The organism is Streptomyces nojiriensis (assembly GCF_017639205.1).
Lineage (GTDB): Bacteria > Actinomycetota > Actinomycetes > Streptomycetales > Streptomycetaceae > Streptomyces > Streptomyces nojiriensis.
This window is the reverse complement of the sequence record NZ_CP071139.1, coordinates 5,790,665-5,817,009: the sequence shown is the minus strand read 5'-3', so window position 1 is coordinate 5,817,009 and position 26,345 is coordinate 5,790,665. Positions and strand designations below refer to the sequence as shown.

21 protein-coding genes are annotated in these 26,345 nt (G+C 69.7%); 5 read left to right on the top strand and 16 right to left on the bottom strand.

The genetic code is table 11. The features are described 5' to 3' along the window. Positions 1–182: 182 nt before the first annotated feature. From JYK04_RS27240 to JYK04_RS27165, 16 genes are all read right to left on the bottom strand, one after another. Entirely contained in the window at positions 183–566 is a 384-nt protein-coding gene (locus JYK04_RS27240; protein ID WP_189732790.1) for a DUF6113 family protein, read from the bottom strand. Next, positions 563–1,459, bottom strand: coding sequence for an N-acetyl-1-D-myo-inositol-2-amino-2-deoxy-alpha-D-glucopyranoside deacetylase (gene mshB, locus JYK04_RS27235; protein WP_189732792.1), 897 nt, complete (start codon positions 1,457–1,459; stop codon positions 563–565). The genes JYK04_RS27240 and mshB overlap by 4 nt, the downstream gene beginning before the upstream one ends. Before the next feature lie 222 nt (positions 1,460–1,681). Next, positions 1,682–1,876 carry a hypothetical protein gene (locus JYK04_RS27230; protein WP_030012369.1) on the bottom strand — a complete coding sequence of 65 codons (195 nt, stop codon included), beginning with the start codon at positions 1,874–1,876 and terminating at the stop codon, positions 1,682–1,684. A 351-nt stretch (positions 1,877–2,227) separates the two neighbouring features. Beyond that, a complete protein-coding gene (locus JYK04_RS27225) occupies positions 2,228–3,292 on the bottom strand; it encodes an ABC transporter ATP-binding protein (RefSeq protein WP_189732794.1) in 1,065 nt (354 codons plus the stop codon). Next, complete coding sequence (locus JYK04_RS27220) at positions 3,285–4,268, bottom strand: ABC transporter ATP-binding protein (protein WP_189732797.1); 984 nt, start codon at positions 4,266–4,268, stop codon at positions 3,285–3,287. The genes JYK04_RS27225 and JYK04_RS27220 overlap by 8 nt, the downstream gene beginning before the upstream one ends. 12 nt (positions 4,269–4,280) lie before the next feature. Then, a complete protein-coding gene (locus tag JYK04_RS27215; protein ID WP_189732799.1) occupies positions 4,281–5,288 on the bottom strand; it encodes an ABC transporter permease in 1,008 nt (335 codons plus the stop codon). After that, the gene (locus JYK04_RS27210) at positions 5,281–6,204 is read right to left on the bottom strand and encodes an ABC transporter permease (RefSeq protein ID WP_189732800.1); all 924 of its coding nucleotides are present in this window, start codon (positions 6,202–6,204) and stop codon (positions 5,281–5,283) included. The genes JYK04_RS27215 and JYK04_RS27210 overlap by 8 nt, the downstream gene beginning before the upstream one ends. A 31-nt stretch (positions 6,205–6,235) precedes the next feature. Beyond that, a complete protein-coding gene (locus tag JYK04_RS27205; protein WP_189732802.1) occupies positions 6,236–7,864 on the bottom strand; it encodes a peptide ABC transporter substrate-binding protein in 1,629 nt (542 codons plus the stop codon). Between the two features lie 107 nt (positions 7,865–7,971). After that, entirely contained in the window at positions 7,972–8,898 is a 927-nt protein-coding gene (locus JYK04_RS27200; protein WP_189732804.1) for a GNAT family N-acetyltransferase, read from the bottom strand. A 128-nt stretch (positions 8,899–9,026) separates the two neighbouring features. Further along, on the bottom strand, positions 9,027–10,079 hold the full coding sequence (locus tag JYK04_RS27195) for an ABC transporter ATP-binding protein (RefSeq protein WP_189732806.1): 1,053 nt from the start codon (positions 10,077–10,079) through the stop codon (positions 9,027–9,029). Continuing rightward, positions 10,072–11,163 (bottom strand): ABC transporter ATP-binding protein, encoded by a 1,092-nt coding sequence (locus tag JYK04_RS27190; RefSeq protein ID WP_189732808.1) that lies wholly within the window; start codon positions 11,161–11,163, stop codon positions 10,072–10,074. Before JYK04_RS27190 ends, JYK04_RS27195 begins: the two co-directional genes overlap by 8 nt. A 9-nt stretch (positions 11,164–11,172) precedes the next feature. Next, the gene (locus JYK04_RS27185; RefSeq protein WP_189732810.1) at positions 11,173–12,096 is read right to left on the bottom strand and encodes an ABC transporter permease; all 924 of its coding nucleotides are present in this window, start codon (positions 12,094–12,096) and stop codon (positions 11,173–11,175) included. 23 nt (positions 12,097–12,119) lie between these two features. Beyond that, the gene (locus JYK04_RS27180; protein ID WP_189732812.1) at positions 12,120–13,046 is read right to left on the bottom strand and encodes an ABC transporter permease; all 927 of its coding nucleotides are present in this window, start codon (positions 13,044–13,046) and stop codon (positions 12,120–12,122) included. A 198-nt stretch (positions 13,047–13,244) separates the two neighbouring features. After that, positions 13,245–14,897: a peptide ABC transporter substrate-binding protein gene (locus tag JYK04_RS27175; protein WP_229874958.1), complete on the bottom strand. Its 1,653-nt coding sequence runs from the start codon at positions 14,895–14,897 to the stop codon at positions 13,245–13,247. A 471-nt stretch (positions 14,898–15,368) separates the two neighbouring features. Then, positions 15,369–17,273: a translational GTPase TypA gene (gene typA / locus JYK04_RS27170; RefSeq protein ID WP_189732816.1), complete on the bottom strand. Its 1,905-nt coding sequence runs from the start codon at positions 17,271–17,273 to the stop codon at positions 15,369–15,371. Positions 17,274–17,608: 335 nt separating this feature from the next. Continuing rightward, positions 17,609–19,930, bottom strand: a complete 2,322-nt coding sequence (locus JYK04_RS27165) for an ABC transporter family substrate-binding protein (RefSeq protein WP_229874959.1) — start codon at positions 19,928–19,930, stop codon at positions 17,609–17,611. 346 nt (positions 19,931–20,276) lie between these two features. Between JYK04_RS27165 and JYK04_RS27160 the strand changes: the two genes are divergently transcribed. The 5 genes from JYK04_RS27160 (at position 20,277) to JYK04_RS27140 (ending at position 26,329) form a co-directional block, all read left to right on the top strand. Next, on the top strand, positions 20,277–20,501 hold the full coding sequence (locus tag JYK04_RS27160) for a hypothetical protein (RefSeq protein ID WP_030385851.1): 225 nt from the start codon (positions 20,277–20,279) through the stop codon (positions 20,499–20,501). A 102-nt stretch (positions 20,502–20,603) separates the two neighbouring features. Then, positions 20,604–21,428: a hypothetical protein gene (locus JYK04_RS27155; protein WP_189732818.1), complete on the top strand. Its 825-nt coding sequence runs from the start codon at positions 20,604–20,606 to the stop codon at positions 21,426–21,428. Position 21,429: 1 nt separating this feature from the next. Continuing rightward, a complete protein-coding gene (locus JYK04_RS27150) occupies positions 21,430–23,328 on the top strand; it encodes a fumarate reductase/succinate dehydrogenase flavoprotein subunit (RefSeq protein WP_189732820.1) in 1,899 nt (632 codons plus the stop codon). Further along, entirely contained in the window at positions 23,325–24,095 is a 771-nt protein-coding gene (locus tag JYK04_RS27145; protein WP_189732822.1) for a succinate dehydrogenase/fumarate reductase iron-sulfur subunit, read from the top strand. Before JYK04_RS27150 ends, JYK04_RS27145 begins: the two co-directional genes overlap by 4 nt. A gap of 107 nt (positions 24,096–24,202) precedes the next feature. Beyond that, a complete protein-coding gene (locus JYK04_RS27140) occupies positions 24,203–26,329 on the top strand; it encodes a TPM domain-containing protein (RefSeq protein ID WP_373317593.1) in 2,127 nt (708 codons plus the stop codon). Positions 26,330–26,345: the final 16 nt, after the last annotated feature.

Here is a 26,345-nt window from a genome sequence, read left to right as displayed (position 1 = left end):
GCCGCCCGTCATACCGTGCGCGGGCAGCTCGGCGGCCCGTCCACCATACTGGCCGCCGCCCGCAGGCAACTGACTGGCGGGAATCAGCGGTTCCTGATAGCGCCCGTCAAACCCCTCTGAAGTGCCCGTTGACCACGCGCGCGCCCTCCCCGGCGAACCTCCCTACGAGGTCCGACACCACGTCACTTGGCAGGCCGGGAGGCCGAAACCGGCCGTTCCAGCGGACCGCGCATCGTGGCACACATCACAGCGAGAACGGTTCCACCCAAAAGGTAGACGTACACGCCGATTCCGGACGAACCGAGGAGGAAGTCCCCCTCGGGGCGCGGAATGCCGAGCATCACGTACGAGAGGAACCAGCCGACCGCGGCGCCGCCCACCCCGAAGCCGGTCCCGAGGGCGATCCGGCCCCCGAGGAACAGCCCGAGGACGGCCAGCAGGGCGAGCAGCAGACCGCCGGGGGGCCAGAGGCCGACCACCAGCCAGCCGGCCGCGCCGGTCAGCGCGCCCGCGACCAGCATGCCCAGGCAGCCGGCGATCCGGCCGGCCGTGACCGTGCCGCTCATGCCTCCACCCCCGCGAAGAGGTCGTGTTCGCGCTCGCCCGCCGGGACGCCCGGCCGGCCTTCGACGAGTTCGTAGTACTCGCGGGTGAACAGCGGCTGCGCCAGGTCGTTGGAGAGGGCGAAGAAGGACCCGTCCACGGCGATCTGGGTGGCGTGGGCCCGCATGGCGGCCGCCTTCGCCGCCGCGAAGGTGTCCTTGGCCTCGATCTCCGTGGTGATCCGCTCGTCGGCGACGACCCCCGGCACGTCCCCGGGCGAGCCCACCGCGGGGAAGGGCAGCTCGGCCCCGGCGGCGCGCAGCCGGGCGAAGCCCTCCTCGACCACCGAATGCGGGACGCGGTTCCAGTAGATCTTCCCGACCGCGTGGGGCACGCCGAGGTCGCGCCGGAAGGCGGTCTCCGCGGCCAGTTCGGCGGCGCGCATGGCGACCCGGTGGGCCTGGATGTGGTCGGGGTGCCCGTATCCGCCGTCCGGGTCGTAGGTGACGAGCACCTGCGGGCGCAGCTCCCGGATGACCTCCACGAGGTACGCGGCGGCCTCGTCCACGTCGGCGGACCAGAAGGCCTCCGGGCGGTGGTTCTGCGGGGCGCCCATCATCCCGGAGTCCCGGAAGCGGCCGGGGCCGCCGAGGAACCGGTGGTCGTGGACGCCCAGTTCCGCCATGGCCGCGGCGAGCTCGCCGACGCGGTGGGCGCCGAGGGTGTCGTCGCGGTCGGCCGCCAGGTGGGCGAGCCCGGGCGGGATGACCTCACCCTCCTCGCCCAGGGTGCAGGTCACCAACGCGACGTGGGCGCCCTCGGCCGCGTACTTGGCCATGGTGACGCCGTTGTTGATCGACTCGTCGTCCGGGTGCGCGTGCACGAGGAGCAGACGACGGGCGGGAAGACCGTTCATGGGGCCTAGCCTACGAGGCGGGGCCTAGGTCCTGTCGTCAAAGTGGCGTCGGTAAGGCCCGCGGCGTCCGGTGCCATGGGGCCTCCCCAGGCCCGCCAGGGCCGAGGGGAAGCATCGCAAGGCGGAGGGGCGCCCGTGTACTGGACGTACTCGGGCGCCCCGACAACGCGGCGAGGTGCGGTGCCGGGCGTCGCGGGCCAGACGCCACTTTGAAGACAGGACCTAGAACTTGAGGCCACTGATCATGCTCGCCACGTTCGAGGTGAGCTGGCTGAGGGTCGGGGCGATGGTGGAACTCGCCAGGTAGAAGCCGAGCAGTACGCAGACCACCGCATGTCCCGCCTTCAGGCCCGCCCTTCGGACCAGCAGGAAGACGATGATCGCCAGCAGCACCACGGCGGAGATCGAGAGTGCCACGGCGTTTCACCTCCACGTCGAGCGGACATCGGTAAGCGCATTCGTGCTCGGCAGGAGTCATACCCACCGTGCGCTACGGATCATAACTATCCGTACCAGCGCATCGATCGAAATCCGGCAGCACGAGGGGCGCATGCCGCGCATGAGTGGGGTCACGGGGAGGCCGGCCGGCGAGGCTGTACGCCTCCCCGGCCGGCTGTCGGCACCCGCACGGCCGCACGGCATCCAGGTTGCATGCCCCAGATCTCGGGGCAGAAACGGTCAAGTTGCCCCCACGTAAACGGAGTTGCCGAGGGTGTCCACCCCTTCCCGCACAACGCACAGTGGTGGCCGGAAATGATCGGTCGACGCCTACTCCTTCGTCAGCGGATCCGTCGGCGGCGGGGGCGGCTGGTCCGACGGCGGGACCACCTGCTTCTCCGCCGCGAAGTGGCAGGCCGACGGGTGGGCCGCCGGGCCCGACGGGAAGACCTGCGGGACCGCGAGCAGCGGGACCTCCGCCGTGCAGCGGGGCTCGGCCTTCCAGCAGCGGGTGCGGAAGGGGCAGCCCGAGGGCGGGTTGGCCGGGGAGGGCACGTCGCCGGTGAGGATGATCCGCTCGCGGTGGGCGCGGGCCTGCGGATCCGGGACCGGGACGGCCGAGAGCAGTGCCTGGGTGTACGGGTGGGTCGGGTGGTCGTAGATCTGGCTGTCGGTGCCGATCTCGACGATCCGGCCCAGGTACATGACGCCGACCCGGTCGGAGATGTGCCGGACGATCGAGAGGTCGTGCGCGATGAAGACGTAGGACAGGTCGAACTCGCTCTGCAGCCGGTCCAGCAGGTTGATCACCTGGGCCTGGACGGAGACGTCCAGCGCCGAGACGGGCTCGTCGGCGACGATGATCTCGGGCTGGAGGGCGAGGCCGCGGGCGATGCCGATGCGCTGGCGCTGGCCGCCGGAGAACTGGTGCGGGTACCGGTTGATGTACTCCGGGTTCAGGCCGACCACGTCCAGGAGGTCCTGGACGCGTTGCCGGCGCGAGCCCTTGGGGGCCACCTCGGGGTGGATCTCGTAGGGCTCCCCGATGATGTCGCCGACCGTCATGCGCGGGTTCAGCGAGGTGTACGGGTCCTGGAAGACCATCTGGATGTTGCGGCGCACGGCCTTCAGGGCGCGCCCCGACAGCTTGGTGATGTCCTCGCCCTTGTACGAGATCGCGCCCGCCGTCGGCCGCTCCAGGTTGACCAGCATCTTGGCCACGGTGGACTTCCCGCAGCCGGACTCGCCCACGATGCCGAGCGTCTCACCGGCGCGCAGGTCGAAGGAGACCCCGTCGACCGCCTTGACCGCGCCGATCTGCTTGCGGAAGAGGATGCCCCGGGTCAGCGGGTAGTGCTTGACCAGGTCCTTCACTTCCAGCAGGGACTCAGCCATGGAGGCATTCCTTCCAGAAGTGGCAGGCGCTGGTCCGCTCCACCGGGGACTCGGTCACCCGGTACAGCGGCGGGACGTCCGTGCGGCACACCGCCTGCGCCATCGGGCAGCGCGGGTTGAAGGCGCAGCCGGGCGGGATGGCCACCAGGTTCGGCGGCAGCCCCTTGATGGCGTACAGCTCCTGGCCCTTCTGGTCCAGGCGCGGGATGGAGTCCAGCAGGCCGCGCGTGTACGGGTGGGCCGGCGCCTTGTAGATCTCGTGGACCGGAGCCGCCTCGACGATCCGGCCCGCGTACATGACCGCGATCTTGTCCGCGACGTCCGCGACCACGCCCAGGTCGTGGGTGATCAGGATCAGGCCCATGTTCAGCTCGCGCTGGAGCTCGGCGAGCAGGTCCATCACCTGGGCCTGGACGGTGACGTCCAGGGCCGTCGTCGGCTCGTCCGCGATGATCAGCGAGGGCTCCAGGGCCAGCGCCATCGCGATCATGATGCGCTGGCGCATGCCTCCCGAGAACTGGTGCGGGTAGTCCCCCACCCGCTCCTTCGCCGCCGGGATCTTCACCCGGTCCATCAGCTCGACGGCCTTGCCCTTGGCCTCCTTGCGGGACATCCCGCGGTGCACCTCGTACATCTCGCCGAGCTGCGCGCCCACGCTCAGGACCGGGTTCAGGGAGGAGAGGGCGTCCTGGAAGATCATCGCCATCTCGGCGCCGCGGATCTTGCGCCGCTCCTCCTCCTTCATCGTGAGGAGGTCCTTGCCCTTGAAGAGGATCTCGCCGCCCGCGATCCGGCCCGGCGGCATGTCGAGGATGCCCATCACGGCCTGGGCGGTGACCGACTTGCCCGAGCCCGACTCGCCGAGCACGGCGAGCGTCTCCCCCTCGGCCACCGAGTAGTTGACGCCGTTGACGGCCTTGGCGACTCCGTCGCGCGTCTTGAATTCCACGTGCAGGTCGCGGACTTCGAGCAGCATGTGCGGGGCTCCTCAGCGCAGCTTGGGGTCGAGGGCGTCGCGCACCGCGTCGCCGAGCATGATGAAGGCGAGCACGGTCAGGCTCAGCGCGCCGGCCGGCCAGAGCAGCATGTGCGGGGCGTTGCGGATCTGCGAGGCCGCGTTGGAGATGTCGATGCCCCAGGAGACGGTGGGCGGGCGCAGGCCGACGCCGAGGAAGGACAGGGTGGCCTCCAGGGCGATGTAGGTGCCGAGCGCGATGGTGGCGACGACGATGACGGGGGCGATGGCGTTGGGCGCCACGTGCCGGAGCATCATCCGGCCGTTGCCGGCGCCGAGGGCACGGGCCGCCTGGACGTAGTCGTTGTGTTTGGCGGTGATGACGGAGCCGCGCCCGATGCGGGCGATCTGCGGCCAGCCGAGGAGCACGATGAAGCCGACCACCGGCCAGACGGTGGTGCTGGTGACCACGGACAGGAAGACCAGGCCGCCGAGGACGACGGGGATGCCGAAGAAGATGTCCGCGACCCGGGAGAGCAGCGCGTCGCCCCAGCCGCCGAAGAACCCGGCGAGCCCGCCGAGCAGCGAGCCGAGCAGGGCGGCGCCGAAGGTGGCGCAGACGCCCACGGTGATGGAGGCGCGGGCCCCGTAGACGGTACGGGTGTACACGTCGCAGCCCTGGGTGTCGTAGCCGAAGGGGTGGCCCGGGGAGGAGCCCTGCTGGGACTTGGACAGATCGCACTGCAGCGGGTCGCCGCTCGCGATGAGCTGCGGCCAGATCGAGATGATCACGAGGAAGAGGATCATCAGCGAGGAGATGATGAAGACGGGGTTGCGGCGCAGCTGGTGCCAGGCGTCGGACCACAGTGAGCGGGGCTTGTCCTGCGGGCCCGGCCCGGAGGACGCGTCGCCCAAGGTCTTCTCCAGGCTCTCCGCCTCGTCCAGCGCCAGATCCATGGGCCCGCCCTGGCCGGTGGGTGCGATGGCCTCCCCCTCTCCGGGTTCCAGTGGGTCGTAGACGGGCTCGCTGCGCTCAGGCATAACGGATCCTCGGGTCCAGGACCGCGTAGAGCAGGTCGACGAGCAGGTTCGCCAGCAGGAAGACGATGACGAGGATGGTCACGAAGCCGACCACCGTCGGGGAGTTGTTGCGCAGGATCCCCTGGTAGAGCTGGTATCCGACGCCGTGGATGTTGAAGATCCGCTCGGTGACGATGGCGCCGCCCATCAGGGCGCCGATGTCGGTGCCGATGAAGGTGACGACGGGGATGAGCGAATTGCGCAGCAGGTGGCGGGTGACGACCCGGCGGCGCGGCAGGCCCTTGGCGACGGCGGTGCGCACGTAGTCGGCCTTGACGTTCTCGGCGATGGAGGTGCGCGAGAGCCGGGTGACGTAGGCGAGGGAGACCAGCGCGAGCACGATGCCGGGCAGGATCAGCTCGTTGAGGGGGGCGTCCGGGGAGACGGTGGGCCGCACCCAGCCCCATTTGACGCCGAAGAGGTACTGGAGCAGATAGCCCGTCACGAACGTCGGTACGGAGATGACGACGAGGGTGAGGACCAGCACGGAGGTGTCCACGGACTTGCCGCGGCGCAGGCCGCTGATCACGCCCAGGGTGATGCCGATGACGATCTCGAAGAAGATCGCGACCAGGGTCAGGCGCAGGGTGACGGGGAAGGCCGAGGCCATCAGCTCGGTGACCGGCTGGCCGTTGAAGGCCGTGCCGAAGTCGCCCTGGAAGATCTGGCCCATGTAGTGGACGTACTGCTCCCACAGGGGGCGGTCGAGGTAGAGGTCCTTGCGGATGCGCGCGGCGGTGGCCGGGTCGGGCGCCTTGTCGCCGAAGAGGGCCGCGACCGGGTCACCGAGCGCGTACACCATGAAGAAGATCAGGAACGTGCTGCCGATGAACACCGGGATCATCTGGAGCAGCCGCCGGATCACATAACGTCCCATGGACTGCTCCAGGATCGATCCGAAACGCGGGTCAGCCGACCTTGATCTGGTCGTACACGGGGACGCTGAACTGGTTGAGCGCCACGTCCGAGAGCCGCTCGGCGTAGCCCGCGCTGCCGTTCTGGTACCAGAGGGGGATGGCCGGCATCTGCGCGGCGAGGATCTTCTCGGAGTCCTGGAACTTCGCGACGGCCTTGGCCTGGTCGCTCTCCTGGTTGGCCTCGTCGACGAGCTTGTCGAAGTCCGCGTTGCTGAACTTCCCGTAGTTGGAGGAGGCCCCGGTGTAGTAGAGGGGCTGGAGGAAGTTCTGGATCAGGGGGTAGTCGGCCTGCCAGCCGGAGCGGAAGGGGCCGGTGAGCTTGAAGCTGCTCTGCTGGTTGCGGAAGTCGGCGAAGGTGCCGATCGGGTTGACCGTGCAGACCGGGCCCTCGCCCAGCGCGTTGTTGATGCTGTTGCAGACGGCGTCCATCCAGTCGCGGTGCGAGCCGGTGTCCACGTTGGAGGTCAGCGTGACCTTGCCGCCGGGGAGCCCGCCGGCGTCCGTGATGAGCTTCTTGGCCTTGACCGGGTCGTAGACGCAGGCGTCGCCGCAGACGGTGGAGGAGAAGCCGCCCTTCTCGCCGAGGGCCGGGGAGGTCCAGTCCTTGGCCGGGGTGCGGGTCTCACGGAAGATCTGCTTGGTGATCTCGTCGCGGTTGATGGCCATCGAGATCCCGCGGCGGACGTTCTCCATGCCCTCCTTGCTCCACTGCGGGTCGTACAGCGGGAAGGTGAGGGTCTGGATGATGAGGGCCGGCTGGTTGATGTAGCGGTCGCCCAGGTCGTTCTTGACGTTCTTCAGCTGCTGCGCGGGCACGTCGTCGACGAGGTCGAGGTTGCCGGAGATCAGGTCGGTGTAGGCGGTGTTGTTGTCGGTGTAGACCTTCAGGTCCACACCGCCGTTCTGCGCCTTGTCCGGACCGGGGTAGGTGTCCCACTTGCGCAGCTTCATGCCGGTGCCCTTGGTGTACGAGTCCACCGTGTACGGGCCGTTGCCGATCGGCTTGTCCAGCCAGGCGGCGTGGTCGGTGAAGAAGGCCTTGGGCAGGGGGGAGAAGGCCTGGTAGCCGAGGGTCTCGGGCCAGGTGGAGAACTTGTTCTTCAGGGCGACCGTGAAGGTCTTGTCGTTCTTGACGACCAGTCCGGACATCGTCTTGGCCTTGGGCTCACCGGAGGCGGGGTGGACGTCCGCGTAGCCGACGATGTCGGAGAAGAACGGCGAGTTGTTCTGCTTGTTGCGCACGTCCGCGCCGTAGTTCCAGGCGTCGACGAAGGACTGGGCGGTGACCGGCTCGTCGTTGCTGAACTTCCAGCCGTCCTTCAGCGTGATGGTGAAGTTCTGACTGTCCGTCGTCTCGATCTTCTCGGCGACCATGTCGAGGGCCTCGCCCGTCTTCGGGTCGTAGCGCTTGAGGCCCCGGAAGAGCATGTCGAGCACCTTGCCGCCCTGCACCTCGTTGGTGTTGGCGGGCTCCAGTGGGTTCTGCGGGTCACCCCACGAGGAGCTGACGATCCCCGCCTCGCCGCCTCCGCCGCTGTCGCTACCGCCGCCGCAGGCCGTCGCCGCGAGAGCGACGGCCACCGCACATGCGGCCCACTGGGCGTGGGTGGCTCCGCGCATGGAGTGCCTCCTATGGATCCCAAGACTCGCTTAGGGGCCAATGTCACCCTATGTGGGGCCCTGCACACTCCTGGTTGGACCGATTGCACCCGCGCGTCCCGCCCCTGTCACCCCTGGGGGTGCAACGAAAGCTCCCACGAGTCGACCGCGTAGTGCAGGCCCATGCCGTGCGCCTCGTACAGCGCGAGCGCACCGGTCTCGTTGTGGGTGTCCACGCCGAGGCCCACGCAGTCCCGGCCGCGCTCCGCGTAGACGGCGAAGCAGTGGCGGAGCAGGAAGCCGCCGAGGCCCAGGCCCCGTACCTCCTTCGCCACGCCGAGGTGGCTGATCCAGGCCATGCTCGTCCGGTCGTCCCGGGTGAGCAGCACGGCCACGTCGCCGTGGCCGGGCAGGCTCGCGATCCACACCAGCGACCAGTCGAGCGTGCGGCCCTCCATGTGGTCGAGCCAGGTCTGGTACGGGCGGTCCACATGGCCGAAGTGCGCGGCGAAGGTCCGCTCGATCAGGGCGTGGGCCCGGTGGCGGTCGGCCTCGTCCTCGCCGCAGTGGCGCAGGGTGAGCCCGTCCGGCGGGGTCGGCGCCGGGTCGGCGGCCGGTGACAGGGAGCGGGTCATGACCTGGTAGCGGCGGATGGTGCGGTAGCCGCGGCCGGTCAGGAGGGACAGGTCGAGGGTGGGCCGCACGTTGAGCTGCATTCTCAGCACGCCCTGACCGCCGGTCAGCTCCCGGGCCCGGGCCTCCATGCGCTCCAGCAGCGAGGCGGCGGCCTCGTCGTGTCCGGGCAGTACGTAGTGGTCCCCGTCGACGCGGCCCGGGCCGGAGTCCGCCCAGACGAGGGCGTAGGCCACGAGCCGGCCGTCCTCGTGCGCGAGCCAGGAATCGGTGGCCAGGTCCACGTCCGGGGCGTTGAGATCGGACTCGACGGTGCCGAGATCGGTCTCCGGGCGGCCGATCTCGATCACGTCGACGGCATTGAGCAGGGCGCAGATGTCGGCCGCGTCCCCGGGCCCGGCGGGCCGTACGGTGAGGGTCATGCCGTCACTCTCCGTCCCCGGCTCGCGGGGGCGCAACCGGTTTCCCCGGGTCCCGGACCGGACGCGGAAACGGCTGGTCCCCGGCGCCGTGCGGCACCGGGGACCAGCCGTCGAAAGCAACGCGTCGGTCAGACGGCCAGGATGGCCTTCTCCTCGGCGAAGTGGCACGCGGACTCGTGCGCGGCCAGGGTGTTCACGCCCTTGAAGCGCTCCGGGATCGCCAGCAGCGGCTCCTCGGTGGAGCACTTGTCCTGGGCCTTCCAGCAGCGGGTGCGGAAGCGGCAGCCCGACGGCGGGTTGGCCGGGGACGGGACGTCACCGGTGAGGATGATCCGCTCGCGGCCCTCGCGCGCCTCCGGGTCCGGGACCGGGACGGCGGAGAGCAGCGCCTGGGTGTACGGGTGGGTCGGGTGCTCGTAGATCTCGGCGTCGGAGCCGATCTCGGCCATCTTGCCCAGGTACATGACGCCCACGCGGTCCGAGATGTGCCGGACGATCGAGAGGTCGTGCGCGATGAAGAGGTAGGAGAGGTTGAACTCGTCCTGCAGCTTCTCCATCAGGTTGATGACCTGGGCCTGCACCGACACGTCGAGCGCGGAGACCGGCTCGTCGCAGATGATGATCTCCGGGTTGAGCGCGAGGCCGCGGGCGATGCCGATGCGCTGGCGCTGACCGCCGGAGAACTGGTGCGGGTACCGGTTGATGTACTCCGGGTTCAGGCCCACGACGTCCAGGAGCTCCTGGACCTTGCGGCGCCGGTCGCCCTTCGGGGCCACCTCGGGGTGGATCTCGAAGGTCTCCCCGATGATGTCGCCGACCGTCATGCGCGGGTTCAGCGAGGTGTACGGGTCCTGGAACACCATCTGGATGTTGCGGCGGACGGCCTTCAGCGCGCGGCCGGACAGCTTGGTGATGTCCTGGCCCTTGTAGAAGACCTCGCCGGCGGTGGCCCGCTCCAGGTTCATCAGGAGCTTGGCGACCGTGGACTTGCCACAGCCGGACTCGCCCACGATGCCGAGGGTCTCGCCCCGGTACAGGTCGAAGGAGATCCCGTCGACGGCCTTGACCGCACCGACCTGCTTCTTGAACAGAATGCCCTGGGTCAGCGGGAAGTGCTTGACCAGGTTACGGACCTGGAGGATCGGCTCGCGCTCGGTGGTCGTCTTGCTGAGCTCAGCCATGGATCTGGTCCTTCCAGAAGTGGCACGCGCTGCCGCGGCCGGGCAGTTCGGTGCCGTCCTGCTCGGTGACCGGGTGCAGCACCGGGATCTCCGTACGGCAGATGTCCTGCGCCTTGGGGCACCGGGGGCTGAAGGCACAGCCCGCCGGGATGCGGAGCAGGTTGGGCGGCAGGCCCTTGATCGCGTAGAGCTCCTGGCCCTTCTGGTCCAGGCGCGGGATCGAGTCCAGCAGGCCACGGGTGTACGGGTGGGACGGGCGCTTGTAGATCTCGTGGACCGGAGCGGTCTCGACGATCCGGCCCGCGTACATGACCGCGATCTTGTCCGCGACGTCGGCGACGACGCCGAGGTCGTGCGTGATCAGGATCAGGCCCATGTTCATCTCGCGCTGGAGCTCCGCGAGCAGGTCCATGACCTGTGCCTGGACCGTCACGTCGAGGGCCGTGGTCGGCTCGTCGGCGATGATCAGGTCGGGCTCCAGGGCCAGCGCCATGGCGATCATGATGCGCTGGCGCATACCGCCGGAGAACTGGTGCGGGTAGTCGCCCACGCGCGCCTTGGCGGCGGGGATCTTCACGCGGTCCATGAGCTCGATGGCCTTGACCTTCGAGTCCTTCTTGGACATGCCGCGGTGGACCCGGAACATCTCGCCGAGCTGGTCGCCCACCGAGTAGACCGGGTTCAGCGAGGACAGCGCGTCCTGGAAGATCATCGCCATCTTGTCGCCACGGAGCTTGCGGCGCTCCTCGTCGGACATCTTGAGGATGTCCTTGCCGTGGAAGCGCACCTCGCCGCCGGACACCCGTCCGGGCGGGCTGTCGAGGATGCCCATGATCGCCTGAGCGGTGACGGACTTGCCGGAGCCGGACTCGCCGAGCACGGCGAGGGTCTCGCCGGCGCTGACGCTGTAGCTCACGCCGTTGACGGCCTTGGCGACCCCGTCACGGGTCTTGAACTCGACCTGGAGGTTGTCGACCTCCAGCAGCGGCACGGCGGATCCGCCGCCCGTCTCCGCAACGCTGAGAATCTCCGACGTGGTCACGCCGCCACCTTCGTCCTGCTTGCTGATGTTGTCTCGGGGCATCGGGCGGCCCTACCGGAGCTTCGGGTCGAGCGCGTCACGCAGGCCGTCGCCGACGAAGGCGAAGCCGAGCACGGTGATGACGACGAACAGGCTGGGGAAGTACCACAGGTAGTCGTTGACACCGATGAAGCCCTGACCGGCCGCCAGCATGTTGCCCCACTCGGGGACGTCGACGGGGACGCCGGCGCCGAGGAAGGACAGCGCCGCGACACCGACGATCGTGGTGCCGACGTTGAAGGTCGCGTAGACCAGCACGGCGGTCAGCGAGTTGGGCAGGATGTGCGTGCGCACGATCCGCCAGCCGCTCGCGCCGAGTGCCTTGGCCGCGTGGACGTAGTCCATCTCGCGCACCGACAGGATCGAGCTGCGCAGGAGCCTGGACACGGTCGCCCACGAGAAGATCGCGAGCGAGATGACCACCGGGGTGATGCCGCGACCGGTGACCAGGATGATGACGACGGCGCCGATCATCAGCGGGAACGCGAGGAACACGTCCGCGATGCGCATGACCAGCGTGTCGGCGAAGCCGGCGAAGTAACCGGCGATGGCGCCGAGGGCGACACCGATCAGCACCGCGAAGAAGATCGAGGCGAGGCCGACGAACATGGCCACGCGGGTACCGGCTATGAGGCGCGAGAACATGTCGCGGCCCAGGGCGTCGGTACCCATCCAGTGGGTGCCGTTGGGCGAGGCGAGGGTGTTCTCGAGGTCCTGCGCACCGGGGTCGAACGGGGTGAGCATGTTCCCGAAGATCGCCGTCAGGAACAGCAGCGAGATGATCACGAGGCCGACGACGGCCAGCTTGTTCTGGACGAAGCGGTGGCGGATCTCGCCCCACTGGCTCAGTTGCTTGGGTCGGGGTTCGGCCGGGGCCGAAGCGGACGACACGGGGTTCTCGTCCCCGATCGCCGGGCTCGTTGCGAGCTCAGACATGAGGAAATCCTCCTTGGGGGCGGTCAGCTGAGGCGGATACGCGGGTCGAGGGCCGCGTACAGCAGGTCCACGATGAGGCTGAGGACGACGAAGATGGCGACGCTGTAGGTCACGACGCCGATCACAATCGGGTTGTTCTGCTGCTGAATCGCCTGAACCAGTGCCAGACCGACACCGTCCCAGTTGAAGATCGCCTCAGTGATGAGCGCACCACCGAGGAGTCCGCCGAACGAGATGCCCAGGTAGGTGACCACGGGGATGGACGAGTTGCGGAGTACGTGCTTGAAGAGCACGCGCCGGCGCGGAAGTCCCTTGGCCACGGCCGTCTTCACGTAGTCCGCGCGCAGCACCTCGAGCATCGTGCCGCGGGTGAGGCGGGCGACGAACGCGATGTCGGTGATCGCGAGGGTGACCGCGGGAAGGACCATGCCTTCGAGCTTGTCGCCGCCGAGCTGCGGGAACCACTGGAGTTCCACGGCGAAGTACTTCATGAGCAGCATGCCGATCACGAACGTCGGGAAGCCGACGGCCATGGTCGTAAAAAATGTCGTGGCCATGTCCAAGATGCTGTATCTGTAGAGGGCGGCGATGATGCCGACCCCCATACCGAACACCGTGACGAGGACGATGGCCAGCAGGGCCAGCTTCGCGGTGTTCTGCAGCTTGGGGCCGAGGATTTCGGACACCTCGCGGCGCTGGACGAAGTCCTCGCCGAGGTCTCCGGTCGCGACCTTTGCCACGTAGTTCACATACTGCTCGGGCAGCGACTTGTCGAGCCCGTAACGCGCCTTCAGTTCCGCGACCACTGCAGGGTCGCGTGCCTTGTCGCTGCCCGCGATCGAACCCACGGGGTCACCGGGGAGAACGAACAGACAAGCGAACAGAACCATGGTCGCGCCGATGAGGACTATGACCATCTGCCCGAGGCGACGGGCGACGTACCTTCCCATGTTTGTGCCTCTCTACCTGGCCGCTTCTGGGAGCAGCGGCCTCCGGCCCAAGGAACGGGCCGGCTCTCGGCCTGCGGGGATTGCCCGCGGATGTGAGGGGTGCCGAAGTAAAAACGGCCTGCCGAGCGGGGCCGCGGCCCACCGGTCACCCGGGGGCCGCGGCACGTTCGCTCCTGACGGATATACCGTCCGAACCGATTACTTCTTGAGCGAGATCTTCTCGAGGATCGGGTCCTCGTTGAAGTTGATGTCGTCCAGACCGTTGAACTTGTCGGTCGCCATCAGGCGGAACTGGGAACGGTTGAAGGTCGGGATGAGGGCCATGTCGTCCATGGCCATCTTCTCGGCCTGCTTGTACATCGCCAGTCGCGCGGCCTCGTCCTTGGTGCCACGGGCCGTGTCGATCAGCTTGTCGAACTCGGGGTTGTTGTAACGGACGCGGTTGTCACCGGTCACGTTGCCCTCGGCGTCCTTGGACATCGAGGTCGAGTGCAGCAGCGGGAACAGGAAGTTCTCCGGGGTCGGGTAGTCCGCGCCCCACGCGAAGCGGTAGATGCCGGTGGCGCCGCCACCCTGCTGCTCCTTGAGCATGCCCGGGAAGTCCTTGCCGTCCAGCTTGACCTTGACGCCGAGAACGTCCTCGAGCTGCTTCGCGATGGCCTGGACCCACTCTTCGTGGCCCGCACCGGTGTTGAAGCTGAACTTGATCTCGGTACCCGGCTTCAGGCCGCCCTTCTCGGCGTGCTCCTTGGCCTTGGCGACGTCCTGCTTGACGCAGGAGACGCACAGGTCCTTCTGGTACGCCTTCGGGAACGACGGCGGCACGATGGTGGTCGACGGGGTCTGGAAGCCCTGGAAGACACCCTTGGCGATGGCCTGACGGTCGATCGCGTAGGAGATCGCCAGACGGGCGTCCTTGTTGTTCGTCGGACCGTTGTCACCGATCGGCAGAACGAAGTTCATGCCGTTGGTGTCCTTGGCGAACCACTTGTTCTGCGGCTTGTACTTCGCCTCGGCCGTCTTCAGCATCGGCGTCGGGATGTGCGCGTAGTCGAAGGTGCCGGCCTGGAAGCCGTCGTACTCGAGCTGCTGCGCGGTCTTGTCGTTGAGGAGGGTGACCTGGACCTTGCCCAGGGACGCCTTCTCGAGCCCGTAGGTGTCGTTACGGACGAGGTTGATCGACTTGTTGTGCTCCCACGTGCCGTCCATCTTGAACGGACCGTTGCCGATGGGGGCCTCGCCGAACGCCTTGTCCTCTTCGCCGACCTTGGCGACCTTCGGGACCGGGCTGTAGGCGTTGTGCGCCGTCTTCAGGACGAACTCGCAGTCCGCCTTGGACAGGTCCACCTTGATGGTGGTCGGGTCCGGGGTGGTGACACCGGAGAAGGTCTTGGCGGAGCCGTCCTGCAGCTCGGCGTAACCCTTGATGCCGGCGAAGTGGTACGCCACGTCGGACGCGGCGGCCTTGTGCGCGGCACGGGCCCAACCACGGGCGAACGACTCGGCGTCGACGACCTCGCCGTTGGAGAACTTGGTGTCGGGCTTGATCTTGAAGGTCCAGGACGTGCAACCCTCGTCCGACGTCGCCGACTCGGCGAGCGCGGGCTCGGCCAGGCCGTCCGGCGTGTTTCCGTACAGGCCGGTGAACAGGGCGTTGGCCAGCAGGACACCGGTGGACTCGTGGGCACGCCCCGGGTCGATGGTGTCCGGCTCGGTGCTACCGAGACGGAACACGCCACCGTCGGCGCTTCCCTTGTCCTTGCTGTCACCGTCACCGCCGCCACAGGCGGTAGCGGCCAGGGCGACGACAACCGCGCCCACGACCCACTTGGCGCTCTTGGCACCGCGCATGGGTTTCCTCCTCATGAGTCCACTGATCGACTTGAGGGGCAAAAAAACCTCGCCGACACCCCTGACGGCGAGCATTTCCGTGCCCATAGTGTGCTCGTGAGTCGGCGCGATCCCCACATCGCGTGACCCATTGACCCGAGCTCAATGGAGCCATCCTCAGGGACTGCCAGGCCGTAAACCACACTTAAGTGGTCTCGTTTTCACAACATCGATCCGCGTCAGAAACCCGAAATCCGGACAAACGGATAGGAGACAGACACGTGCGAAACGGACGGTTAGCTCATCATCCGGAGCGTCACGGTCGGTATGCGGACACCTGAACGCAAAAATCCGCTTGACAGAAGCGAACAGCCCCTCTCTTCACGGACTCCGTGAAGAGAGGGGCTGCTGCACTACCAGGGCCCTGCGGGCGGCTACGCCCGCCGTGGCCGCCGCCCGAGCAAACCCGGGCGAACGGCCGTACGGCTGTTGTTACTTGGCGGACTTGGCGCGCGACGCGGTGCGCGAGCGGTCCTTCTGGTCCAGGACGACCTTGCGGATGCGGACGGCCTCCGGGGTCACCTCGACGCACTCGTCGTCGCGGCAGAACTCCAGGGACTGCTCCAGCGACAGCTTGCGGGGCGGCACCACGTTCTCGGTGTTGTCCGCGGAAGCCGCACGCATGTTGGTGAGCTTCTTCTCCTTGGTGATGTTCACGTCCATGTCGTCGGAGCGCGAGTTCTCGCCGACGATCATGCCCTCGTACACCTCGGTGCCGGGGTCGGTGAACAGGACGCCGCGCTCCTGCAGGTTGATCATCGCGAACGGCGTCACGGAGCCGGCGCGGTCGGCGACCAGCGAACCGTTGTTACGGGTCACCAGCTGGCCGAACCACGGCTCGTGGCCCTCGTGGATCGAGTGGGCGATGCCCGTGCCGCGCGTACCGGTCAGGAACTCCGTACGGAAGCCGATGAGACCGCGCGACGGGACGACGAACTCCATGCGGACCCAGCCGGAGCCGTGGTTCGACATGTTGTCCATGCGGCCCTTGCGGACGCCCATGAGCTGCGTGACCGCGCCCATGTGCTCCTCGGGGACGTCGATCGTCATGCGCTCGACCGGCTCGTGCACCTTGCCGTCGATCTCCTGCGTGACCACCTGCGGCTTGCCGATGGTCAGCTCGAAGCCCTCGCGGCGCATCTGCTCGACCAGGATGGCGAGCGCGAGCTCACCACGGCCCTGGACCTCCCAGGCGTCCGGACGCTCGGTCTCCAGCACGCGGAGCGAGACGTTGCCGATCAGCTCGCGGTCCAGACGGTCCTTGACCTGGCGCGCGGTGACCTTGCGGTCCTTGACCGCGGACTTGGCGTCCGCGCCCTTGCCGCTGCCGCCGCGGCCGACCATCGGGGAGGTGTTCGTACCGATGGTCATGGAGATCGCCGGCTCGTCGACCGAGATCAGCGGGAGCGCGATCGGGTTCTCCGGGTCGGCCAGGGTCTCACCGATCATGATGTCGGGGATACCGGCGACCGCGCAGATGTCACCCGGGCCCGCCATCTCGGCCGGCTTGCGGGTGAGCGCCTCGGTCATCATCAGCTCGGTGATGCGGACGTTCGACTGGGTGCCGTCACGCTTGATCCAGGTGACGGTCTGGCCCTTGCGCAGCTCGCCCTGCTCGACGCGCAGGAGCGCGATGCGGCCGAGGAAGTTGTCGGCGTCCAGGTTCGTGACGTGGGCCTGGAGGGGGGCCTCCTCGTCGTACACCGGGGCGGGGACGTGCTCCAGGATGGTGGAGAAGAACGGCTCCAGGCTGTCGCTGTCCGCGGGGACGGTGCCGTCCTCGGGCTTGGTCAGCGAGGCCACGCCGTCACGGCCGCAGGCGTAGACGATCGGGAACTCGATCTGGTCCTCGTCCGCGTCCAGGTCCAGGAAGAGGTCGTACGTCTCGTTGACGACGGCGTCGATCCGGGAGTCCGGGCGGTCGGTCTTGTTGATGCAGAGGATGACCGGCATCTTCGCCTGCAGGGCCTTGCGCAGGACGAAGCGGGTCTGGGGCAGCGGACCCTCGGAGGCGTCCACCAGCAGAACGACGGCGTCCACCATCGACAGACCGCGCTCGACCTCACCACCGAAGTCGGCGTGGCCGGGGGTGTCGATGATGTTGATCGTGATCGGGGCCCCGCCGTCCTTGGGGTGATACTTCACCGCCGTGTTCTTGGCGAGGATCGTGATGCCCTTCTCACGCTCCAGGTCGTTCGAGTCCATCATGCGGTCGTCGAGGTGCTGGTGGGCGGCGAAGGCACCGGCCTGCTTGAGCATGGCATCGACGATGGTCGTCTTGCCATGGTCGACGTGGGCGACGATGGCGACGTTACGGATGTCGTGGCGCGTGGGCACTTCGGCGCTTCTCCCGGGATCGTGGATGGCGTCGCGTACGGTCCGGCACGCGCGCCTCGGCCGGGCGAAAACCTGCCACGGCCTTACCCCATGGTACGTCGCGTGGCGGGAACCGCCTGCCGGGGGGTCTGTCAAGAGGCCGGATGAATGAGTGCGGCCGAGCGCTGCGTGGGGTGGCTCGACCGCCGTTCCTGCTGGTAATCGCACGGGTCAACGGGTACGCACGACCTTGCCCGCCGGAGGATCCGGCGGGCAAGGGACTTGAGTCACATCTGAGCTTGCGACCCTGCGGTCAACCAGACAGGCACCGCTTTGTCATCACTTCTTCTCCCGCCCTACTTCTTCTTGTCCTTCGCGGTCGGCGCCTTCTTCCAGCCGATGTCCTGGTAGCGGGGGGCGCCGAGGCCGAAGGCGCCGGCGTTGGCGAGGCCCGGCTTGACCGCCACCAGCTCCGGGCGCTGGAAGAGGGGGATGGAGCCGGCCGCGGCCCAGATCCGGGCGTCCGCCTTGCGCATCAGCTCGCGGGACTGCTCCTCGTCCAGCTCGCCGAGCGCCTGGTCGAAGAGCTGGTCGATGTGGTCGGTGCCGACCCGGGTGTAGTTCTGTTCGACGAGGAGCGAGCCGTCCGCGGCCGGCTCCGGCTTGGCGAAGATGGGCCGGGCGTCGGTGGCCGGGTAGGCCGTCGCGGGCCAGGAGTACAGGGCCAGGTCGTACTGGCCGGAGGCGATGTGGTCCTTGAAGAAGCTCTCGTCGGCCACCTTGATCGTCTCGGTGTTCACGCCGACCTTGCGGAGCATCCCGGCGATCCGCTCGCCGACCGTGCGCAGGGACTCCGAGCCGGGGCCCGCCGGGAGGACGAAGCGCAGGCTCAGCGCCTTGCCGTCCTTGGCGAGCATGCTGCCGGAGGTGCGGACGGGCTGCTTGGCGGGGGCCGGGGCCGGGGAGGCCTTGGCGGGGTCGGCCTCGCCGTCGCGGGCCGGGACCCCCTTGCCGTCGTCCTCGGCGGCCTCCGCCCGGGCCGCCCGGGCGACCCGGGCCGCCTGGGCGAGCAGGGACGCCCGCTGCTGGGCCCCGAAGGGGGCCGGGGCGAGCACCTGGGACGGCCCGTCCTGGGCCTGTGCCGGGGCGGTGTCGGCCTTCGGGCGGTCCGCGGTCGCCTCCCGCGGCTCGCCGTTGGCCCCGTCGTCCTGGCCCACGATGTAGAGCCCGTCGTTTCCGGTGCCCGGGCCCGACGGGGTCTTCGAGTCGTCCTGCGGCGCGCTCTCCGGGCCGGCCTTTGCGCCCGCGGGCTCGGTGAGCTTGCCGCCCTTGCGCCAGCCCGCGTCCGCGAACAGGGCCTGGGCCGCGTGGGGGTCCAGGCCGCCGAGCGCGTCGCTGTTGTCGGCGTACGCCCGCTGCCCGGCCAGGGCCAGGTGGCTGCCGACCGGCTTCGCGGGCAGGCCGAGCGGCTTGAGCACCGCCTCGGCCAGCGCCCGGCGGTCCAGGGCCCGGGCCACCGCCCGGCGCACCCGCTCGTCCGCCAGCGGGCCGGAGGCCCCGTTCATCGCGAGCTGGGTGTAGGCCGGCTCCAGGGACTTCCGTACGGTGAAGGCCTTCAGCGCCGTCTGCTCGTCCGCGTACCGCTTGACCGAGGCGAGGTGCTTCTGACGGCTCTCCGTCTCCGCCGCCGCCTTCTCCTCGTCCGCCCCGAAGGCGGTCGCCCAGGACAGCGTGGCCTGCGCCGGGGTCAGCGCGGCCTCCGGGCCGTGGGCCGGGGCGCCGCCCGCGCCCGGTCCCTTCTTGGCGGCCGCGTCCCGGCGGGCCAGTGCGATCCGGTCGGCCCCGGCCCGGTCGATCTCCGCCAGATCGAGCTTCCCGGCGGCCAGCGCCGCCGGGCGCTCGGCCCGTGGCACCGCCGTCAGGATCAGCGTGTCCAGCTTGGCCTGCCGGCCCCACCAGCGGGCGTTGCGGGTCAGGGCGGCGGTCCCGGTCTTCTTGTCGATCGCGCCGAGCGCGAAGGGTCCGGCGGTGATCTTCAGCGCGCCGCGGGCGCCCTCGTTGAAGGCCTCCGGGGTACCGGTGACCTGCTTGGGGTAGAGCGGGGTGAAGAGGGAGCGCCAGTCGGCGTACGGCTTGTTGAAGGTGACCCTGACCTCCAGGTCCGTCTTGCCCTTCTCGATCTTCTCGATCCGGTCGTAGCCGGCGTTGCGCGCCGTCCAGAACGCCGAGTCCTTGCCGTTCAGGGCCCGCCACTGCGCCACGAAGTCGGCGGCGCCGATCTCACGCCCGTCGCTCCACACCGCCTTCTGGTTCAGCTTGTACTGGACGACCTGCTTCGGCTCCCGCTCGATGACCTCGGCCTTCTCCAGGTAGTCCGGGTTGGCCACCGGCCGGCCCTTGGCGTCCAGCACGAAGAGCTGGGGCAGCACGGCGCCGGCGATCCTGTTGGTGGTGGCGTCCGCGTCGGCCTGGAAGGTGTTGAGGGTGTCCGGGAGCGTGTCCACCGCCCAGCGCAGCACACCCCCGTCCGCGACCTTGTCGCGGGTGGTCGGGGCGATGTCCTGTCCTGCGGCGGCCTGACCGCCCTCGTCGTCACCCGCGCCGCAGCCCGTGAGCAGCGGCAGTGCGAGGACTCCCGAGGTCAGGAGCGCCAAGGACCTGCGCCTTCTCTGGGACATGGGTGGTACCTCCGGGGCGGGGCGTGGGGGAAGCATGATCACGTTCGGCGGTATATGGAGCTGATCACACCGGTTGCCGGAACCCACTGAAATCGACGCTCCGCCGCACCCCTCGCAGCCGCCTCTCGCCACGCCGCGAACCCCACCCGTGCGGACCAATCCCGTTTGCGCGGCAGGAGGCGTTCCCCCGGGAGAGGGATGAGAATGGGGGGCAGGGAGGGGCGCACGGTTCACGCCTGCGCGCCCGCAATCGCTGCACGTCCCTTCACAACGGGGGACGGGAAGCGCGACACTCGCAGGCGCACATGAGCGTTGCCACCGCACCTGGCGGAAGTGAGGGCAAATCATGTCCCTGCAAGACGATCTGAGTGCCGTACGGCGCAACCTGGACGAGCTGACGCGCAAGGTCGAGCGGCTGGAACAGCAGGCCGCCCGGCAGAAGCCGTCGACGACGGCGGCGGGTCCGGACCCGTCCCGGATGGTGACGGTCCCGGACACCCCGTACGACAGCTCCCTGTGGACGGACTCCGACGACGAGGGCCTGGGCGCCCGCGACCGCCGCGCCCCCTGAGGCAGCCCGTCCCGGACCCGCATCCACCCACGCCCCGTCCGGTCCGGCCGTCCGCGGCCGGACCGTCCGGGGCACCCCTCATCACTCCTCCCGGAGTCTTCTTTGGCCACAGGCACGGAACGACCCCAGCAGCGGCCCGGCGGCGTCCACGACGCCTCACGGGCCGCGATCGCGGCCCGGCACCTGCGGACCGACCGGTGGTGGCTGGCCCCCGCCGGCACCGCGGCCGGGCTGTTCGCCTTCATCGTCTACTCGACCTGGCGGGCCTTCGCGAACGCCGACTACTACGCGGCCCCGTACGTCTCCCCCTTCTACTCCCCGTGTCTCGCGGAGAACTGCGTCCCGATGAAGGGCGGGCCCAACTGGGAGATCTTCGGCAGCTGGTGGGGCCTGTCCCCCGCCCTGCTGATCCTGGTCTTCCCGCTCGGCTTCCGGCTGACCTGCTACTACTACCGCAAGGCCTACTACCGGGGCTTCTGGGCCTCACCGCCCGCCTGCGCCGTCGCCGAACCCCACACGAGGTACACCGGCGAGACCCGCTTCCCGCTGATCCTCCAGAACGCGCACCGGTACTTCTTCTACGCGGCGGTCCCGGTCGCGGGCATCCTCACGTACGACACGGTGCTGACCTTCCGCGACGAGCACTACGCCTGGGGCCACATGGGCCTCGGAACCCTGCTGTTCCTGGTCAACATCACGCTGATCTGGGCCTACACCCTGTCCTGCCACTCCTGCCGCCACATCATGGGCGGCCGGCTCAAGCACTTCTCGAAGCACCCGGTGCGCTACCGGCTCTGGGGCTGGATCAGCCGCCTCAACGCCCGCCACATGCAGCTGGCGTGGGCCTCGCTGATCAGCGTGGCCCTGTGCGACTTCTACGTGTACCTGCTGGCCAGCGGCGCCTTCACCGACCCGAGGATCTTCTGAGATGGCTCAAGTGGAACGGCAGCAGTGGGACGTGGTCGTGGTCGGCGCCGGGGGTGCCGGGCTGCGGGCCGCGATCGAGGCCCGCGAGCGCGGCGCCCGTACGGCCGTGATCTGCAAGTCCCTGTTCGGCAAGGCCCATACGGTGATGGCGGAGGGCGGGATCGCCGCCTCCATGGGCAACGTCAACGAGGGCGACAACTGGCAGGTGCACTTCCGCGACACCATGCGCGGCGGCAAGTTCCTCAACCAGTGGCGGATGGCGGAACTCCACGCGAAGGAGGCCCCGGACCGGGTCTGGGAGCTGGAGACCTGGGGCGCGCTCTTCGACCGGACGCCCGACGGGAAGATCTCCCAGCGCAACTTCGGCGGGCACGAGTACCCGCGCCTCGCCCACGTCGGCGACCGGACCGGCCTGGAGCTGATCCGCACGCTCCAGCAGAAGATCGTCCAGCTCCAGCAGGAGGACTTCAAGGAGTACGGGGACCACGAGGCCCGGCTCAAGGTCTTCCAGGAATGCACGGTCACCAGGGTCCTGAAGGAGGGGCCGAGGGTCTCGGGGGCCTTCTGCTACGAGCGCGAGACCGGCCGCTTCTTCGTGCTGGAGGCCCCGGCGGTCGTCCTCGCCACGGGCGGGATCGGCAAGTCCTTCAAGACCACCTCCAACTCCTGGGAGTACACGGGCGACGGCCACGCGCTGGCCCTGCTCGCGGGCGCGCCCCTGCTCAACATGGAGTTCGTGCAGTTCCACCCGACCGGCATGGTCTGGCCGCCGTCGGTCAAGGGCATCCTCGTCACCGAGTCCGTGCGCGGTGACGGCGGGGTGCTGCGCAACTCCGAGGGCAAGCGGTTCATGTTCGACTACGTCCCCGACGTCTTCAAGGAGAAGTACGCCGAGTCGGAGGAGGAGGGCGACCGCTGGTACGAGGACCCGGACCACAACCGGCGCCCGCCCGAGCTGCTGCCGCGCGACGAGGTGGCGCGGGCGATCAACTCCGAGGTGAAGGCGGGCCGCGGCTCACCGCACGGCGGCGTGTTCCTCGACGTGTCCACCCGGATGCCGGCCGAGCGGATCAAGCGGCGGCTCCCGTCGATGTACCACCAGTTCAAGGAGCTGGCGGACGTGGACATCACGGCGGAGCCGATGGAGGTCGGCCCGACCTGCCACTACGTGATGGGCGGGATCGCGGTCGACTCGGAGTCCGCCGCCACCGTCGGGGTGCCGGGGCTGTTCGCGGCGGGTGAGGTCGCGGGCGGGATGCACGGCTCGAACCGGCTCGGCGGCAACTCCCTCTCCGACCTGCTGGTCTTCGGACGGCGGGCCGGGCTGCACGCGGCGCAGTACGCCGACTCAGCCGGACGCCCGGCGGTCGCCCAGGCGGAGATCGACGCGGCGGCGACGGAGGCGCTGGCCCCCTTCCACGCCGCCGAGGGCGCGGAGAACCCGTACACGCTCCACCAGGAGCTGCAGACGACCATGAACGACCTCGTCGGCATCATCCGGCGTGCGGGCGAGATGGCCGAGGCGCTGGAGAGGCTCGCGACCCTGCGCGTACGGGCCGCCCGGGCCGGTGTCGAGGGACACCGGCAGTTCAACCCCGGCTGGCACCTCGCCCTGGACCTGCGGAACATGCTGCTGGTCAGCGAGTGCGTGGCCCGCGCGGCCCTGGAGCGCACCGAGAGCCGGGGCGGGCACACCCGTGAGGACTGCCCGTCGATGGAGCGCGGCTGGCGGCCGGTGAACCTGCTGTGCCGCCCGGTGGACCCGGCGCCGCAGGACCCGGCCGCCGACCGGATCGCCCTCGAACGGACCCGCACCGAGCCCATCCGTCCCGACCTGCTCGCGCTCTTCGAGAAGGAAGAGCTGGTCAAGTACCTCGCCGAAGAGGAGCTGTACGAATGAGTACGTACGACGCGAGCTTCCGGATCTGGCGGGGCGACGCGGAGGGCGGGGAACTGCGGGACTTCACCGTCGAGGTGCACGACGGGGAGGTGGTCCTGGACATCGTCCACCGGCTCCAGGCCACCCAGGCCTCGGACCTGGCGGTGCGCTGGAACTGCAAGGCGGGCAAGTGCGGCTCGTGCAGCGCGGAGGTCAACGGCCGGCCGCGGCTGATGTGCATGACGCGCATGTCGACCTTCGAGCGGTCCGAGACGATCACGGTCACCCCGCTGCGCGCCTTCCCGGTGGTCCGGGACCTGGTGACGGACGTGTCCTTCAACTACACGAAGGCGCGGGAGGTGCCGGCGTTCGTCCCGCCGGAGGGGGTGGCCCCGGGCGAGTACCGGATGCAGCAGATCGACGTGGAGCGCTCGCAGGAGTTCAGGAAGTGCATCGAGTGCTTCCTGTGCCAGGACACCTGTCACGTGGTGCGTGACCACGAGGAGAACAAGGGCGCCTTCGCCGGCCCGCGCTTCCTGATGCGGGTGGCGGAGCTGGACATGCACCCGCTGGACGCGGCGGCGGAGGCGGGCCTGGACCGCAAACGGACCGCGCAGGAGGAGCACGGGCTCGGTTACTGCAACATCACCAAGTGCTGTACGGAGGTCTGCCCGGAGGGCATCAAGATCACCGACAATGCGCTGATCCCGCTGAAGGAGCGGGCGGTGGACCGCAAGTACGACCCGCTGGTGTGGCTGGGGAACAAGATCGGGCGCCGGCAGGGCTGACGGACCCGGGCCCGGGCCCGAGACACCCCCGAGGGAGGGCCCGGGCGGGGCGGTCACCGGTACGACTCCGAATGCGGGGCCCGGGAACCACCCATAACCTCCGAATTGTGATTCCGCCGAGAAGCAGACCGCGCCGCAGGACGTCCGTACGGGCCGGGCTCGCCCTCGCGGCCGGGCTGCTCGCGGTCGGCGGCTGGGGCGCGGCCGGGGCGGTGCCCGCGCGGGCCGAGGATCCCGTCACCCTGTCCCAGCAGGGGCAGATCACCGACCTCGTGGGGGCCCTGGGCGACCGGAAGGGCGCCGTCACCGCCGCGCTCGACAAGCTGTACGCCGACCGGAGGATCCAGCTCTTCGTCGCCTACGTACGGGACTTCTCCGGGCGCTCCGCCCAGAGCTGGGCCGACGCCACCGCGCAGCGCAACGGCCTCGGCCAGAACGACGTCCTGCTGGCCGTGGCGACCGGGGCCCGCCAGTACGCCTATTCGGCCGATGTCGACTCCGGTTTCACCGAGCAGCAGCTGGCCACCGTCGCGCAGACCGCCATCGAGCCCGCCCTGAGGCAGAACGACTGGGCGGGCGCCGCCATCGGCGCGGCCAACGGCTACAACGCCGTCCTCGGCGGTCAGCCGGTCCCCGTGCCCACCATCACCCCCGGCCCGGCGGATCCCGGCGGCAAGGAGAGCGGCGAGAGCGGGGCCGGGGACTTCGTGCTCCCGGTGGTCGCCGTCGGCGCGGCCGGGGCGCTCGCGGCGTACACGTACACCCGCCGCAAGCGCAGGGACGCCGCCGGAGGCGGGCGCGGTACGACGACCGGGCCGGGCTGGCCCGAGGGGGCGCCGGACCGGCTCCCGCTGCCGGAGCTGGACGCCTCGGCCAAGACCCTGCTGGTGGAGACCGACGACGCGGTCCGCACGAGCACCGAGGAACTCGGTTTCGCGACGGCCCAGTTCGGCGAGGAGGCGGCCCGCCCGTTCGTCGCGGCCGTGGCGTTCGCCAAGGACGAGCTGACGCACGCCTTCCGGCTGCGCCAGCAGCTCGACGACGCCTACCCGGAGGACGACGCGACCCGGCGCCGGATGCTGGACGAGATCGTCGCCCGGTGCACGGAGGCGAACCGGCGGCTGGACGCCGAGTCGGCGGACTTCGACCGGCTGCGGGACCTGGAGAAGAACGCCCCGCAGGCCCTGGCGTCCGTGGAGCAGGGCTACCTGGACCTGACCGGGCGCGCCGCCACCGCCGAGGCGACGCTGACGGCGCTGGCCCGGCGGTACGCGGACTCGGCGTCCGCGCCCGTCGCCTCCAACGCCGAACAGGCCAAGGACCGGCTGCTGTTCACCGCGACCAACCTGGGCCTGGCCCACGCGGCCCTCGACGCGGGCGAGAACGGCACGGCGGCCGTGCACGTACGGGCCGCCGAGGGCGCGGTGGACCAGGCGGCGACCCTGGTGGACGCGGTCGAGCGGCGGGCGCAGGAACTGGCGGAGGCGGCCGGGAAGCTGCCGGGCGCGCTCACCGAGACGGACACCGACCTCGCGGACGCCCGCGGGCTGCTCACCGGCACCGCGGAGGGGACCTCGACGGCGGACCTGCGCGGGCGGATCGGCCGGGCGGAGGCCGTACTGGCCGACGTACGGCGGGAGGAGGCGGCCGGCCGGTACGACCCGATCGACGCCCTGCGCCGGATCGAGGAGGCCGACGCGGCCCTCGACGAGGCGCTGGCCGGGGCGCGGGAACGGGAGTCGGGGCGGCAGCGGGCGGTGGCCCTGCTCGACCAGGCCCTGCTGGCGGCGCGCAGTTCGATCGGCGCGGCGACGGACTACATCACCACCACCCGGGGCGCGGTGGGCAGTCAGGCCCGCACCCGGCTGGCGGAGGCGGGCCGGCACCTGGAGCGGGCGGTGTCGGTGGCGGCGGCCGACCCGGCGGGGGCTCTGGCGGAGGCCCAGCGGGCGGACGGGCTGGCGCGGCAGGCGCAGGAGCTGGCGGAGCAGGACGTACGGGCGTTCCAGGACCCGTACGCGGGGCGGCGGTACGGCGGCGGCCAGGGCGGCGCCGTACTGGGCGGGATCATCCTCGGCGAGATCCTGCGGGGCGGCGGGGGCGGTTTCGGGGGCTTCGGCGGCGGAGGCGGGGGCGGTGCCGGCGGTTTCGGGGGCGGCGGGGGCGGCAGCGGTCCCGGCTCCTTCGGCGGCGGCGGAACCCGCGGCCGCATGGGCGGCGGCGGCCGCTTCTGAACGGCACACACATCGG